Annotated in this window: 13 protein-coding genes and 2 tRNA genes; 10 read left to right on the top strand and 5 right to left on the bottom strand. The window is 54.2% G+C overall.

Going from position 1 to position 14,107, the window contains the following annotated elements; genetic code table 11:
- Position 1: 1 nt before the first annotated feature.
- The 3 genes from pmrB to dacB are packed head-to-tail and all read right to left on the bottom strand — an operon-like array spanning position 2 to position 3,140.
- Complete coding sequence (gene pmrB / locus AAHB66_RS20840; protein ID WP_347114387.1) at positions 2 to 1,045, bottom strand: two-component system sensor histidine kinase PmrB; 1,044 nt, start codon at positions 1,043 to 1,045, stop codon at positions 2 to 4.
- The gene (pmrA, locus tag AAHB66_RS20835; protein WP_106994820.1) at positions 1,042 to 1,704 is read right to left on the bottom strand and encodes a two-component system response regulator PmrA; all 663 of its coding nucleotides are present in this window, start codon (positions 1,702 to 1,704) and stop codon (positions 1,042 to 1,044) included. Before pmrA ends, pmrB begins: the two co-directional genes overlap by 4 nt.
- A 2-nt stretch (positions 1,705 to 1,706) precedes the next feature.
- Entirely contained in the window at positions 1,707 to 3,140 is a 1,434-nt protein-coding gene (dacB, locus tag AAHB66_RS20830) for a serine-type D-Ala-D-Ala carboxypeptidase (RefSeq protein WP_347114385.1), read from the bottom strand.
- A 246-nt stretch (positions 3,141 to 3,386) separates the two neighbouring features.
- On the opposite strand from dacB, the gene greA reads away from it, so the two are divergent.
- Positions 3,387 to 3,863, top strand: a complete 477-nt coding sequence (gene greA, locus AAHB66_RS20825) for a transcription elongation factor GreA (RefSeq protein WP_142487242.1) — start codon at positions 3,387 to 3,389, stop codon at positions 3,861 to 3,863.
- Positions 3,864 to 4,015: 152 nt separating this feature from the next.
- On the opposite strand, the gene yhbY is transcribed toward greA, so the two are convergent.
- Positions 4,016 to 4,309, bottom strand: coding sequence for a ribosome assembly RNA-binding protein YhbY (gene yhbY / locus AAHB66_RS20820; protein WP_095099897.1), 294 nt, complete (start codon positions 4,307 to 4,309; stop codon positions 4,016 to 4,018).
- Positions 4,310 to 4,431: 122 nt separating this feature from the next.
- Between yhbY and rlmE the strand changes: the two genes are divergently transcribed.
- The 6 genes from rlmE (at position 4,432) to AAHB66_RS20790 (ending at position 10,022) form a co-directional block, all read left to right on the top strand.
- Complete coding sequence (gene rlmE / locus AAHB66_RS20815) at positions 4,432 to 5,058, top strand: 23S rRNA (uridine(2552)-2'-O)-methyltransferase RlmE (RefSeq protein WP_106994817.1); 627 nt, start codon at positions 4,432 to 4,434, stop codon at positions 5,056 to 5,058.
- Positions 5,059 to 5,160: 102 nt separating this feature from the next.
- Positions 5,161 to 7,095, top strand: coding sequence for an ATP-dependent zinc metalloprotease FtsH (gene ftsH, locus AAHB66_RS20810; protein WP_347114384.1), 1,935 nt, complete (start codon positions 5,161 to 5,163; stop codon positions 7,093 to 7,095).
- A 94-nt stretch (positions 7,096 to 7,189) separates the two neighbouring features.
- Positions 7,190 to 8,038 (top strand): dihydropteroate synthase, encoded by an 849-nt coding sequence (gene folP, locus AAHB66_RS20805; protein WP_347114383.1) that lies wholly within the window; start codon positions 7,190 to 7,192, stop codon positions 8,036 to 8,038.
- Positions 8,031 to 9,368, top strand: coding sequence for a phosphoglucosamine mutase (gene glmM / locus AAHB66_RS20800; RefSeq protein ID WP_347114382.1), 1,338 nt, complete (start codon positions 8,031 to 8,033; stop codon positions 9,366 to 9,368). The genes folP and glmM overlap by 8 nt, the downstream gene beginning before the upstream one ends.
- Positions 9,369 to 9,589: 221 nt before the next feature.
- Positions 9,590 to 9,922 (top strand): preprotein translocase subunit SecG, encoded by a 333-nt coding sequence (gene secG, locus AAHB66_RS20795; RefSeq protein ID WP_032614427.1) that lies wholly within the window; start codon positions 9,590 to 9,592, stop codon positions 9,920 to 9,922.
- A gap of 13 nt (positions 9,923 to 9,935) precedes the next feature.
- Positions 9,936 to 10,022, top strand: a tRNA-Leu gene (locus AAHB66_RS20790).
- A 193-nt stretch (positions 10,023 to 10,215) separates the two neighbouring features.
- On the opposite strand, the gene argG is transcribed toward AAHB66_RS20790, so the two are convergent.
- A complete protein-coding gene (argG, locus tag AAHB66_RS20785; protein WP_142487238.1) occupies positions 10,216 to 11,562 on the bottom strand; it encodes an argininosuccinate synthase in 1,347 nt (448 codons plus the stop codon).
- A 286-nt stretch (positions 11,563 to 11,848) separates the two neighbouring features.
- On the opposite strand from argG, the gene AAHB66_RS20780 reads away from it, so the two are divergent.
- The 3 genes from AAHB66_RS20780 to nusA all read left to right on the top strand — a co-directional run bounded on the left by AAHB66_RS20780 (position 11,849) and on the right by nusA (position 14,101).
- Positions 11,849 to 11,925: transfer RNA gene (locus AAHB66_RS20780), tRNA-Met, on the top strand.
- A gap of 208 nt (positions 11,926 to 12,133) precedes the next feature.
- Positions 12,134 to 12,586, top strand: coding sequence for a ribosome maturation factor RimP (rimP, locus tag AAHB66_RS20775; RefSeq protein WP_142487237.1), 453 nt, complete (start codon positions 12,134 to 12,136; stop codon positions 12,584 to 12,586).
- 27 nt (positions 12,587 to 12,613) lie between these two features.
- The gene (gene nusA / locus AAHB66_RS20770) at positions 12,614 to 14,101 is read left to right on the top strand and encodes a transcription termination factor NusA (protein ID WP_347114381.1); all 1,488 of its coding nucleotides are present in this window, start codon (positions 12,614 to 12,616) and stop codon (positions 14,099 to 14,101) included.
- Positions 14,102 to 14,107 lie beyond the last annotated feature (6 nt).

Raw genomic sequence — 14,107 nt, 5'->3', positions numbered from 1 at the left:
TTTAGTTCAGTTTTGCCGGTAGCCAGCAGCCGACCTTCAATCCGCCTTCGGGGCGATTTTCCAGAGTCAGTTTGCCTCGGTGTAGCTGCACGATACGCTGTACGATGCTCAACCCCAGCCCGCTTCCGCCATAGCGTTGATCGATACGACGAAACGGCTCGGTAATCGACTGGCGGTGAGCCTCATCAATGCCTGGTCCCCGATCGCAGACGCTCACCAGCGTGCCATCGTCGATTTCCTGCATCCTGACTTCGATGGTGGTTCCCGCCGGACTGTAACGCACCGCGTTTTCCAGCAAATTGCGCAGCATCAGTCTTAGCAGGATCGCATCACCCTGGACGCTCTGGGAGCCCGTCTGCGGCCAGATCAGGGTATGATCTTTGGCCTCATTCTCCAGCGCCAGCGGGGCAAAAATGGATTCGCTCCAGTTAACCGTCTCGTAATGGCCGCTGGCCATGGCCTGACCCGCTCGAGCCAGCATCAGGAGCTGCTCCACGGTATGCATCAGCTGGTCGATACGGGCAATCAGCGTCGTCGCCTGAGGCGAGCCTGACTGCGCCATCAGCTCCAGATGCAGGCGAATGCCCGCCAGCGGCGTGCGCAGCTCGTGCGCGGCGTCAGCGGTGAACAGACGCTCCTGCTGAATGGTTTGATCCAGGCGGGCAAGAAGCTGATTCAGGGAGGTGGTGACGGCGCCAATTTCTTCCATGTCGGAATACATCGGCAGTGGGGAGAGGTTATCAGCAGAACGATTTGCCAGGCTGGAGCGGAGCTGATTGAGCGGGCGGGTGATCCAGCTGACCGCCCAGAAGGAGAAGAGCAGCGTAAAACCGACCATCACCAGCGAGGGCACCAGCAACGAGGCAATCGCCTCCCGGATCTCTTTCTCTACATGCTGGTTGCGCGCTTTGGCTGAAAGCGTCTCGTTGACCAGGAAGCTGATCTGCTCCCGGCTTTCATGCCAGAGCCAGATGACGCTGACCAGTTGAAAGAACAGCAGAATGACTGCTAACAGCACCATCAGACGACGGCGCATGCTGTTCATTTTTGACTCTCCAGACGATAGCCCACGCCGCGCACGGTTTTGATCCGATCTTTGCCCAGCTTACGCCGCAGGTTATGGATATGAACCTCCAGGGTGTTCGAGCCAGGATCGTCCTGCCAGGAGTAGATATCCTGCTGTAAGGTTTCGCGGTGAACGGTCTGCCCGGTGCGCATGATTAACCGCGTCAGCAGGGCGAACTCTTTCGGCGTGACCTCAACCGGCTGGGACTGCTGTAATACCTGCTGCGTCTGCAGATTCAGCGTCAGATCGCCGTCGCTGAGCAGGTTATCACTGTGCCCCTGATAACGTCGGATCAAGGCTCTGGCCCGCGCCTGCAGTTCCGCGAGGGCAAAGGGTTTCACCAGATAGTCGTCGGCACCGGAGTCTAAGCCGTTGATCCTGTCTTCGAGCGCATCGCGCGCCGTCAGGATCAGCACCGGATTATCCACTCCGCGACGACGCCACTGGCTGAGCAGGGTGGCTCCGTCTTTATCGGGTAGCCCAAGATCGAGGATCACCAGGCTGTATTCGCCGCTCTGGATAAGGCCATCAGCCTCGGCCGCAGTGCCAGCGCAATCCAGCGTATAGCCCTCGGCAGAGAGCGCCAGGGCCAGGCCTTCCTGCAGCAGCAGATCGTCTTCAACAATGAGTAATTTCATCGCTAGTTATTCTGGTAGATATCCTTGTAAAGCCGGCTCTCAAAGCGCACCAGCGGAATACGGCGATTGCGTTGGTCTGCAGGTTCAACCGCGTAGCCTGAAAGATATTGCACAAATGCCATTCGCTGCCCGCTGGCCGTGGTGATAAACCCGGCAAGGTTATATACGCCCTGCAGTGAGCCCGTCTTCGCGGAGACTTTGCCATCCACGCCGGCGGCATGCAGGCCGGCCCGGTACTGCAGGGAGCCGTCATATCCGGCGAGCGGCAGCATCGAGATAAAGTTTAGTTCAGTGTCGTGCTGAGCAATGTACTGAAGAACCTGCATCATGGTAGCAGGCGAGATCAGGTTGTGACGCGAAAGACCGGAGCCATCCACCGCGATGGTATTCCCAAGATCGATATTGGCCTGCTGACGCAGGATCTGCCGGACCGCATCCGAACCGGCACGCCAGGTGCCAGGTACGCCGAAGCGGGCGTGGCCAATCATGCGAAACACGGTGTCGGCGATCATGTTGTCTGATTTTTTCAGCATGATCTTCAGCAGATCGTGCAGCGGCGCTGATTGCTTACTGGCAATCACGGTGCCCGGCTCGTTGCTCTGTGTCTGGCGCAACAGCGTGCCGCTGTAGGTGATATTGGCCTGCTTAAGTTCGTCTTTCAGGATCGCCCCGGCATAGCCTGCGCCATCCTGGATAGCGAAGGCCAGCGGCAGCGGATCGGCGCGTTGTGTCAGGCAGCCGGTCAGCGTAAAGCGGTTGAGATCGCCCGGAACCACGTCCAGCTCACAGTACTGCGCTTCCGGCGACCCTTTCGCGAGGGTTTGCACCTGGCTGAACATGGTGACGGGATAGTATGACGCCACCCGGATAAAGGCTAAATCATTGGGTTTTGGCGCGCTGTACAGTGAGATGGAGAAGCAGTTGCGATCGACGATCGCGGCCGCAGGCGGTGCGCTAAAGCACTGGGTCATGTCGTTCCACGGCCAGCCTGGGGCTTTATCATGGCTGGCGAAGATGGACGTGTCGATAAGCACATTGCCTTCAATGCGCTGCACGCCTGACTTCTTTAGCACGGCGACCATGTTGCGGATATCCTGACGCTTAAACGTCGGATCGCCGCCAAAACGGGCGATAAGATCGCCTTTCAGCACGCCGCTCTCGACGTTGCCTTTGCTTTCAAGCGTGGTGGTGAAACGAAAATCGGGCCCCAGCTGCAGCAGGGCGGCCAGCGCCGTGATCACCTTTTGTGTACTGGCGGGCAGGGCCATCTGCTGGCTGTGATAATCTATCTCAGGCGCTTGGGCACCCACCTTCTGCACGATCAGGGCAAGGTTGGCGCCATCGGGCAGCTGATTAATATACTCGTCAACGTTCGCTGCCTGGACAGTGAACGCAATCGTGGTGGTCAATCCGATGATAAATCTGGAAAATCGCATAATCTCGCGCTAACAACCCGGAAACAAACCGCCATACTACGGCCCAACGCCCTGTAAAGTAAACGATGACCCATACTGAACTTCGCGTTAAAATACGTATCAAATTGAAAAATTGCTGCTGACCTGGAACTTTGCTTCCGGGTCAGTTTTCTTTTGCTTCTGACCTGTGCCAGGCTGTGATGCCTGCGGGGCCAGTCGTCGGGTCGGTTACCCGTACCCAACAGGAATGTCAAAGAGGTATAACAAATGCAAGCTATTCCGATGACCTTACGTGGGGCTGAAAAACTGCGCGAAGAACTGGATTTTCTGAAATCTGTGCGCCGCCCTGAAATCATTGCCGCTATCGCGGATGCGCGTGAGCATGGCGATCTGAAAGAGAACGCCGAGTACCACGCTGCGCGTGAACAACAGGGTTTCTGCGAAGGGCGTATTAAAGATATCGAAGCCAAGCTGTCGAACGCGCAGGTGATTGATATCACAAAAATGCCAAACAACGGGCGTGTCATTTTTGGCTGCACCGTCACCGTGATCAATCTGGATAACGATGAAGAAGTTTCTTACCGCATCGTGGGGGATGATGAGGCCGATTTTAAGCAGAATCTGATCTCAGTAAACTCGCCGATTGCCCGCGGTCTGATTGGCAAAGAGCAGGATGATGTGGTCACCATCCGCACCCCGGGTGGGGAAGTGGAGTTCGAAATTATCAAGGTTGATTACCTGTAATTCGCATCTCCAGCCAGATGTTGATACATTGTAAAGATAGGAAAAAGGCCGCATAGCGGCCTTTTATCAACTCAAGGAGCATGGCATTTTGCTCACCTGCTAAAGAAAAACCCCTCGTTTTACACAGAAAATGTGTTCAATTCAGGATAATCTTAGCGTGGCAGCGAGATTTTACGCTCTTTAGATGGGCGGTAGAGCACCAGCGTTTTACCGATGACCTGTACATTACAGGCGCCGGTTTCGCGCACGATTGCTTCCACGATCAAAGTCTTGGTCTCTCTGTCTTCAGAGGCGATTTTCACTTTGATTAATTCGTGGTGCTCCAGCGCTTGTTCAATCTCGGCCAGTACCCCTTCGGTCAAACCATTGTTGCCAAGCATGACTACAGGCTTGAGCGGATGTGCCAGACCTTTAAGGTGCTGTTTTTGTTTAGTACTCAGATTCATCGTATATTTTTGCTTACGTTGGGATTGAAAACGGTTCATTCTACCGCCATCTCCCTAATATCGCCAAATTGCTGAGTGGATATTTACACCACAGGCTACGATGAACCAGGACGGAAAGTTAAATGACAGGTAAAAAGCGTTCTGCAAGCTCGAGCCGCTGGCTCCAGGAACACTTTAGCGATAAATATGTTCTACAGGCACAGAAAAAGGGGTTACGTTCCCGTGCCTGGTTTAAACTTGATGAAATACAGCAAAGTGACAAACTCTTTAAGCCGGGGATGACGGTAGTCGACCTCGGTGCTGCGCCCGGTGGTTGGTCGCAATATGCGGTGACACAAATCGGCGGAACCGGCCGAATCATCGCCTGCGATCTTTTACCTATGGATCCCATCGTTGGTGTGGACTTCCTTCAGGGCGATTTTCGTGATGAATTAGTACTGAAAGCGTTACTTGAACGTGTAGGTGACAGTAAAGTTCAGGTTGTCATGTCCGATATGGCGCCAAATATGTGCGGAACACCGGCGGTGGATATCCCCCGCTCCATGTATCTGGTAGAACTGGCGTTAGAAATGAGTCGTGATGTATTAGCGCCGGGTGGTAGTTTTTTAGTGAAGGTGTTCCAGGGCGAAGGTTTCGAGGAGTATCTGAAGGAAATTCGCTCCCTGTTTGCGAAGGTCAAAGTTCGTAAGCCGGACTCTTCACGTGCGCGTTCACGTGAAGTGTATATTGTAGCGACCGGGCGAAAATGATAGCCGGTGAGTTTCAGGCGAAAGTTTGAAATAAATCGGATACTGAGTATCCTGACGCTGTTTTTAACACAGTTGTAATAAGAGGTTAATCCCTTGAGTGACATGGCGAAAAACCTAATACTCTGGCTGGTCATTGCCGTTGTGCTGATGTCAGTATTCCAGAGCTTTGGGCCCAGCGAGTCTAATGGCCGTAAGGTGGACTACTCTACCTTCCTGCAAGAGGTCAACCAGGATCAGGTTCGCGAAGCGCGTATCAACGGACGTGAGATCAACGTTACCAAGAAAGATAGTAACCGTTACACGACTTACATTCCGGTGAACGATCCTAAGCTGCTTGATAACCTTCTGACTAAAAACGTCAAGGTGGTAGGTGAGCCGCCGGAAGAGCCAAGCCTGCTGGCTTCTATCTTCATTTCCTGGTTCCCGATGCTGCTGCTTATCGGCGTCTGGATCTTCTTTATGCGTCAAATGCAGGGCGGCGGTGGCAAAGGTGCCATGTCGTTCGGCAAGAGTAAGGCGCGTATGTTGACGGAAGACCAGATCAAAACCACTTTTGCTGACGTGGCAGGTTGCGACGAAGCAAAAGAAGAGGTGGGTGAGCTGGTTGAATACCTGCGTGAGCCGAGCCGCTTCCAGAAACTGGGCGGTAAGATCCCGAAAGGCGTCCTGATGGTCGGCCCTCCGGGTACCGGTAAAACCCTGCTGGCGAAAGCCATCGCCGGTGAAGCGAAGGTACCGTTCTTTACCATTTCCGGTTCTGACTTCGTGGAAATGTTCGTTGGTGTCGGTGCGTCCCGTGTGCGCGACATGTTCGAACAGGCCAAGAAAGCGGCACCGTGCATCATCTTCATCGATGAAATCGACGCCGTGGGCCGCCAGCGTGGCGCAGGCCTGGGTGGCGGTCACGATGAACGTGAGCAGACCCTGAACCAGATGCTGGTTGAGATGGACGGTTTCGAAGGTAACGAAGGTATCATCGTTATCGCGGCGACTAACCGTCCGGACGTTCTTGACCCTGCGCTGCTGCGTCCAGGCCGTTTCGACCGTCAGGTTGTGGTCGGTCTGCCAGACGTTCGTGGTCGTGAGCAGATCCTGAAAGTGCACATGCGTCGCGTACCGCTGTCTCCGGACATCGATGCGGCAATCATTGCACGCGGTACCCCGGGCTTCTCCGGTGCGGATCTGGCTAACCTCGTGAACGAAGCTGCACTGTTTGCTGCTCGCGGCAACAAGCGTGTGGTATCGATGGTGGAGTTCGAGAAAGCGAAAGACAAAATCATGATGGGTGCGGAACGTCGCTCCATGGTGATGACGGAAGCGCAGAAAGAGTCCACGGCTTACCACGAAGCAGGTCATGCGATTATCGGTCGCCTGGTGCCGGAACACGATCCGGTGCATAAAGTGACGATTATTCCGCGTGGTCGTGCGCTGGGCGTAACGTTCTTCCTGCCGGAAGGCGATGCCATCAGTGCCAGCCGCCAGAAACTGGAAAGTCAGATTTCAACCCTCTACGGTGGTCGTCTGGCAGAAGAGATTATCTACGGTGTGGAACATGTTTCGACCGGTGCGTCCAACGACATTAAAGTCGCGACCAACCTGGCACGTAACATGGTGACCCAGTGGGGCTTCTCCGACAAACTCGGTCCGCTGCTGTATGCGGAAGAAGAGGGCGAAGTGTTCCTCGGTCGTAGCGTCGCGAAAGCGAAGCACATGTCCGATGAAACAGCGCGTATCATCGATCAGGAAGTGAAGTCGCTCGTTGAACGTAATTACGGTCGCGCGCGTCAGATCCTGAACGACAATATGGACATCCTGCACGCGATGAAAGATGCGCTCATGAAATATGAAACCATCGACGCACCGCAGATCGACGACCTGATGGCACGCCGTGATGTGCGTCCGCCAGCTGGTTGGGAAGATCCAGGCACCTCCAACAACTCTGACAACAATGACACGCCACGTGCGCCGCGTCCGGTCGATGAACCGCGTACGCCAAACCCGGGCAATACCATGTCAGAACAGTTGGGCGACAAATAAGTCAGCGCTGTAGATGATGTTCTCTTTACCTGAAACCCTGGGGCTTGCCCCGGGGTTTTTCTTGTCTGCTTAACCAAAAAATCAGGGATTAGCCATGAAACTCTTCGCCCAGGATTCTTATCTCGATCTGACTCATCCAAATGTGATGGGGATCCTGAACGTCACGCCAGACTCTTTCTCCGATGGCGGCACGCATAACACGCTGATTGAGGCGGTCCGGCATGCGAACCTGATGATCAACGCCGGGGCGACTATTATTGACGTTGGCGGGGAGTCGACGCGGCCGGGCGCGGCAGATGTCAGCGTTGACGAAGAGTTGTCCCGGGTGATCCCGGTTGTCGAAGCACTGGCGCAGCGTTTCGAGGTCTGGATTTCGGTGGATACCTCTAAACCGGAGGTCATTCGCGAGTCAGCGAGAGTGGGCGCTCACATTATTAATGACATTCGCTCCCTTACCGAGCCGGGGGCGCTTGAGGCGGCGGCCGAGACCGGGCTGCCGGTCTGTCTGATGCACATGCAGGGCCAGCCGAAAACCATGCAGGATGCGCCGAAATATGATGACGTATTTGCGGATGTGAACCGTTACTTTGTTGAGCATATTGCGCGTTGTGAACGTGCCGGTATCGCAAAAGAGAAATTGCTGCTCGACCCGGGATTCGGTTTCGGTAAAAATCTCTCTCATAACTTCGAGCTTCTTGCGCGCTTATCTGAGTTTCACCATTTTGGCCTGCCGCTGCTGGTCGGGATGTCACGAAAATCAATGGTAGGTCAGCTGCTTAACGTTGGGCCATCCGACCGCCTGAGCGGCAGTCTGGCCTGCGCGGTGATTGCAGCGATGCAGGGAGCGCATATTATTCGCGTCCATGACGTAAAAGAGACAGCAGAAGCCATGCGAGTGGTGGAAGCCACACTGGCAGCTAAGGAAAACTCCCGCTATGAGTAATCGTAAATATTTTGGTACCGACGGCATTCGTGGACGCGTGGGCGATGCGCCAATCACACCTGAGTTTGTGCTGAAGTTAGGCTGGGCGGCTGGCAAGGTACTGGCCAGCCACGGCTCGCGTAAAATCATCATTGGCAAAGACACGCGTATCTCTGGCTATATGCTCGAATCGGCGCTGGAAGCTGGCCTTTCTGCGGCGGGGCTGTCTGCCTCCTTTACCGGTCCAATGCCGACGCCAGCCGTCGCCTATCTCACCCGTGCCTTCCGCGCAGAAGCAGGGATTGTGATCTCTGCATCGCATAACCCGTTCTACGATAACGGCATCAAATTCTTCTCCATCGATGGCACCAAACTGCCGGATGAAGTTGAAGAAGCCATCGAAGCAGAGATGGAAAAAGAGCTGACCTGCGTGGACTCTGCTGAGCTGGGTAAAGCCAGCCGCATCGTTGATGCTGCAGGCCGCTACATTGAATTCTGTAAAGGCACCTTCCCGAACGAGCTGAGCCTGGGCCATCTGAAAATCGTGGTCGACTGTGCGAACGGTGCTACTTACCACATCGCCCCGAACGTGTTCCGCGAGCTGGGCGCGCAGGTTGTGGCTATTGGCTGCGAGCCTAACGGGCTGAACATCAACGCCGAAGTGGGCGCCACGGACGTCCGTGCTCTGCAGGCGCGCGTGATGGCAGAGAAGGCCGATCTGGGCATCGCCTATGACGGCGACGGCGACCGCGTGATCATGGTTGACCACGAAGGCAATAAGGTCGACGGGGATCAGATCCTCTATATCATTGCCCGTGAAGGGCTGCGCCAGGGCCAGCTGCGCGGCGGTGCCGTTGGTACGCTGATGAGCAACATGGGTCTGGAGCTGGCCCTCAAACAGCTGGGTATCCCGTTTGTGCGCGCGAAAGTGGGCGACCGCTACGTGCTGGAAAAACTGCAGGAGAAGGGCTGGCGCATCGGCGCGGAAAACTCCGGCCACGTGATCCTGCTCGACAAAACCACCACTGGTGACGGCATTGTGGCCAGTCTGCAGGTTGTCGCGGCGATGGTGCGTAACCATATGTCCCTGCACGATCTGTGCAGCGGCATGAAGATGTTCCCGCAGATTCTGGTTAACGTCCGCTTCACGGCCGGTAAAGGCGATCCGCTGGAAAACGAAAACGTGAAAGCGGTGATGGCTGAGGTTGAAGCGGCGCTGGGTTCCCGTGGCCGTGTCCTGCTGCGTAAGTCTGGCACCGAGCCGCTGATCCGCGTGATGGTGGAAGGGGAAGACGAAGCGCAGGTGACCGAGTTTGCGCATCGCATCGCGGATGCTGTAAAAGCGGCGTAACTTCCGTTAAGTGTCTAAAAAGGCGGCGCTTGCCGCCTTTATTTTGCTCAGTGGCTGCGGTTTTGCTGTTTTTTTCCGCACTTGATACAATGAGCTGAAATTGCCCTTGCGAAGGTCATTCGCTTTGGTTAGTATTCACACCCGCTTCAGTGGGAAAGAAAAACTCCTGCTTATTGGTCGAAGCATTGGTATGCGGCAAATCCGCAAGGAACAGGTTGATTATGTACGAAGCTCTTTTGGTAGTTTTCCTTATTGTAGCCATCGCTCTGGTAGCGTTGATCATGCTGCAGCAAGGTAAAGGCGCTGATATGGGGGCCTCTTTTGGAGCAGGCGCTTCTGGTACGCTGTTCGGTTCAAGTGGTTCTGGTAACTTCATGACCCGCGCAACGGCGATTCTGGCAACGCTGTTTTTCATCATCAGTCTGGCGCTTGGCAATATCAATAGCAACAAGACCAGTAAAGGAAGCGAGTGGGAAAATCTGAGCGCACCGGCGAAATCCGAGCAAACTCAGCCAGCTGCACCGGCTAAGCCGACCAGCGATATCCCGCAGTAATAGCAGTATCAGTGCTGAGGTGGTGGAATTGGTAGACACGCTACCTTGAGGTGGTAGTGCCCTAACGGGCTTGTGGGTTCGAGTCCCATCCTCAGTACCAATATTCCGAAGAAAAGACGTCGCAAGACGTCTTTTTTTTCGTCTGTAGTTTGTGATTTTGTAGGGCGGGTAAGCGCAGCGCCACCCGCCAGTTTTGCCCGGCGGCGCGGTGCTTGCCGGGCCTACGAAAAGCGCAAGGACAGGCATTAAAAAAAGGCGCCCTCAGGCGCCTTTTGCATTCGGTACAGTGATGATTACTGCTTATCGCTGTTTTCCAGGTTCTCGACCTGCGGCAGACCGTTACCTGTTGATACGGAGAGCAGACCGTTCTCGGTATAGGTGAACAGCTTGGCGCGGGTATCGGTGATATCCAGGTTGCGCATGGTCAGCTGACCAATACGATCGTCCGGAGAGAAAACGGACTCGCCTTTTTCCATGGTCAGACGTTCTGCCTGGTAGGTCAGGTTGTCAGACACGGTGTTCAGAATCGAGTAGTCGTTACCGCGACGCAGTTCGAGGGTTACTTCACCGGTGATGGCGCTTGCTACCCAACGCTGCAGAGCATCACGCAGCATCAGTGCCTGTGGATCGAACCAGCGACCCTGATACAGCAGTTTACCCAGCTGGCGGCCATGAGAGTGATACTGTTCGATGGTGTCTTCGTTGTGAATACCGGTCAGCAGACGCTCGTATGCGATGTGCAGCAGCGCCATCCCCGGGGCTTCGTAGATGCCGCGGCTTTTCGCTTCGATGATACGGTTTTCAATCTGATCGCTCATGCCCAGGCCGTGACGGCCGCCGATGCGGTTGGCTTCCAGCATCAGTTCCACATCGTCAGAGAAGGTCTGACCGTTCAGGGCAACCGGGTGGCCGCGTTCAAAACGCACGGTCACTTCTTCCGCCTGGATTTTGACGTTTTCGTCCCAGAACTTAACGCCCATGATCGGGTTAACGATCTTCACGCTGGAGTTCAGGAATTCCAGGTCTTTTGCTTCGTGCGTTGCACCCAGCATGTTTGAGTCGGTTGAGTAAGCTTTCTCGACCGACATTTTGTAGTCGAAGCCACAGGCGATCATAAATTCGGACATTTCGTGACGGCCGCCGAGCTCGTCGATGAAGTCAGTATCCAGCCATGGCTTGTAGATCTGCAGTTCAGCGTTGGTCAACAGGCCGTAACGGTAGAAACGCTCGATGTCGTTGCCTTTATAGGTACTGCCATCACCCCAGATGTTGACGCCATCGTCTTTCATGGCGGCAACCAGCATGGTGCCGGTAACAGCACGGCCCAGCGGAGTGGTGTTGAAATAGGTCAGGCCGCCGGTGGTGTTATGGAATGCGCCGCACTGAATAGCAGCGATACCTTCGGCAACCAGCTGCTTACGGCAGTCAATCAGGCGTGCGTTCTCTGCACCGTACTCCATGGCACGACGAGGGATCGCATCATAATCGTCCTCATCCGGCTGACCCAGGTTCGCAGTATATGCATAAGGAACCGCTCCCTTCTGGCGCATCCACAGCAGTGCAGCGCTGGTATCCAGGCCGCCTGAAAAAGCGATGCCAATACGTTGTCCTTGCGGAAGATGCTTGAGAATCGTCGTCATAAAATAAAACCCTGCTTGATTGACTGATGAGTGATCGCTTTCACCCTAAATGCATTTTTATGCAGAATAAGTGAGTTTTCATTTAATCATCTTTTGGCAAGTACCGAAAGTGATTCGTGTATTTTTTGTAAAAATTTCCCGCCTGAATCGCTGCGGTTCACAGGGTTGACAGGCGGCGTCTACTATCAATATACTGTACGCCGATTTTACGTCCCGTCCTCGGTACCAAATCCCAGCATTATTTGCATTTTTTACCCACAGCGAGTAGAATTTGCCACGTTTCAGGCGCGGGGTGGAGCAGCCTGGTAGCTCGTCGGGCTCATAACCCGAAGGTCGTCGGTTCAAATCCGGCCCCCGCAACCACTTTCCTATAAAGTCCTTTTTCAAATATACTGTGAAGACTTAGCGCCTTCGTAGCTGGATTTGAAAAAATTCTTTTTGAAAGTGCTCCAGGCCACTGTTGTGGCTATAGGGTTCAGTTATCTAAAGCCCCGATTTATCGGGGTTTTTTTGTTATCTGACTACAGAATAACTGGGCTTTATGCCCTTTTTTTACGTCTTGGGGGTGGGCTTGTCCACATTAGACCAAAAATTAACAGAGATGATTAAGGCACCAGTCGAAGCACTGGGCTACGAACTGGTCGGCATCGAATTCATTCGCAGCCGTACATCCACGCTGCGCATCTATATTGATAGTGAAGATGGCATCAATGTTGATGATTGTGCTGATGTTAGCCACCAGGTGAGTGCGGTTCTTGATGTTGAAGATCCTATTACCGTCGCCTATAACCTGGAAGTTTCCTCGCCTGGTCTGCATCGCCCGCTGTTCACTGCTGAACACTACACTCACTACATTGGTGAAGAAGCGGCTCTCGTTCTGCGTATGGCTGTACAAAACCGCCGTAAATGGCAGGGCGTTATTAAGGCCGTTGATGGTGAGATGATCACAGTAACAGTCGAAGGCAAAGATGAAGTGTTCGCGCTGAGTAATATCCAGAAGGCGAACCTGGTTCCCCACTTTTAACAGTCTGGATGAGGTGAAAAGCCCGCGATGAACAAAGAAATTTTGGCTGTTGTTGAAGCCGTTTCCAACGAAAAATCACTGCCGCGCGAGAAGATTTTTGAAGCGCTGGAAAGTGCACTGGCTACGGCAACCAAGAAAAAATACGAGCAAGAGATCGATGTCCGCGTTGAAATCGATCGTAAAAGCGGCGACTTCGATACTTTCCGTCGTTGGATTATCGTTGAGGAAGTCACTCAGCCAACGAAAGAGATCACTCTGGAAGCGGCACGTTTTGAAGACGAAAGCCTGAACATCGACGATTACGTTGAAGATCAGATTGAATCCGTGACCTTCGACCGTATCACCACCCAGACTGCTAAACAGGTTATCGTCCAGAAAGTACGTGAAGCTGAGCGCGCGATGGTCGTTGACCAGTTCCGCGAGCACGAAGGTGAGATCATTACCGGCGTGGTGAAAAAAGTTAACCGCGACAATATCTCCCTGGATCTGGGTAGCAACGCCGAAGCGGTTATTCTGCGTGAAGATATGCTGCCGCGCGAAAACTTCCGTCCGGGTGACCGCATCCGCGGCGTACTGTACTCAGTACGTCCAGAAGCGCGTGGCGCACAGCTGTTCGTGACCCGTTCTAAACCTGAAATGCTGATCGAACTGTTCCGCATTGAAGTGCCAGAAATTGGCGAAGAAGTGATCGAGATTAAAGCCGCTGCCCGCGATCCGGGTTCCCGTGCGAAAATCGCGGTGAAAACCAACGACAAGCGTATCGATCCGGTAGGGGCTTGCGTCGGTATGCGTGGCGCGCGCGTTCAGGCAGTTTCGACTGAACTGGGCGGCGAGCGTATTGATATCGTTCTGTGGGACGACAACCCGGCGCAGTTCGTGATTAACGCGATGGCACCGGCTGATGTTGCGTCTATCGTGGTAGACGAAGACAAGCACACCATGGATATTGCCGTTGAAGCAGGTAACCTGGCACAGGCTATCGGCCGTAACGGTCAGAACGTCCGCCTGGCTTCGCAGCTGAGCGGTTGGGAACTCAACGTGATGACCGTTGACGACCTGCAGGCGAAGCATCAGGCAGAAGCCCATGCAGCCATTGATACCTTCACTAAGTACCTGGACATTGACGAAGACTTCGCCACCGTTCTGGTTGAAGAAGGTTTCTCAACGCTGGAAGAACTGGCCTACGTGCCAATGAAAGAACTGCTGGAAATTGACGGCCTGGATGAAGCCACCGTTGAAGCCCTGCGTGACCGCGCTAAAAACGCACTGACCACCCTGGCACTGGCTCAGGAAGAAAGCCTTGGTGATAACAAGCCGGCTGATGACCTGCTGAATCTGGAAGGTCTTGATCGTGCGATTGCGTTCAAGCTGGCTGCCCGTGGTGTTTGTACGCTGGAAGATCTCGCTGAACAAGGCGTTGATGACCTGGCTGATATCGAAGGTTTAACCGACGAGAAAGCCGGCGAGCTCATCATGGCCGCACGTAATATTTGCTGGTTCGGCGACGAAGCGTAATAAACT

Origin of the sequence: Leclercia sp. S52, from assembly GCF_039727615.1 — a bacterium.
Taxonomy (GTDB): domain Bacteria; phylum Pseudomonadota; class Gammaproteobacteria; order Enterobacterales; family Enterobacteriaceae; genus Enterobacter; species Enterobacter adecarboxylatus_B.
The sequence above is the reverse complement of the archived record's forward strand: the minus strand, read 5'-3'. Positions and strand labels throughout refer to the sequence as shown.

Excerpts from the sequence above, each read along its gene's own strand:
- dacB (WP_347114385.1), bottom strand. The coding sequence starts at position 3,140 with ATGCGATTTTCCAGATTTATCATCGGATTGACCACCACGATTGCGTTC.
- argG (WP_142487238.1), bottom strand. The coding sequence starts at position 11,562 with ATGACGACGATTCTCAAGCATCTTCCGCAAGGACAACGTATTGGCATC.
- pmrB (WP_347114387.1), bottom strand. The coding sequence starts at position 1,045 with ATGAACAGCATGCGCCGTCGTCTGATGGTGCTGTTAGCAGTCATTCTG.
- rlmE (WP_106994817.1), top strand. The coding sequence starts at position 4,432 with ATGACAGGTAAAAAGCGTTCTGCAAGCTCGAGCCGCTGGCTCCAGGAA.
- folP (WP_347114383.1), top strand. The coding sequence starts at position 7,190 with ATGAAACTCTTCGCCCAGGATTCTTATCTCGATCTGACTCATCCAAAT.
- ftsH (WP_347114384.1), top strand. The coding sequence starts at position 5,161 with ATGGCGAAAAACCTAATACTCTGGCTGGTCATTGCCGTTGTGCTGATG.
- yhbY (WP_095099897.1), bottom strand. The coding sequence starts at position 4,309 with ATGAATCTGAGTACTAAACAAAAACAGCACCTTAAAGGTCTGGCACAT.
- pmrA (WP_106994820.1), bottom strand. The coding sequence starts at position 1,704 with ATGAAATTACTCATTGTTGAAGACGATCTGCTGCTGCAGGAAGGCCTG.
- glmM (WP_347114382.1), top strand. The coding sequence starts at position 8,031 with ATGAGTAATCGTAAATATTTTGGTACCGACGGCATTCGTGGACGCGTG.
- secG (WP_032614427.1), top strand. The coding sequence starts at position 9,590 with ATGTACGAAGCTCTTTTGGTAGTTTTCCTTATTGTAGCCATCGCTCTG.
- greA (WP_142487242.1), top strand. The coding sequence starts at position 3,387 with ATGCAAGCTATTCCGATGACCTTACGTGGGGCTGAAAAACTGCGCGAA.
- nusA (WP_347114381.1), top strand. The coding sequence starts at position 12,614 with ATGAACAAAGAAATTTTGGCTGTTGTTGAAGCCGTTTCCAACGAAAAA.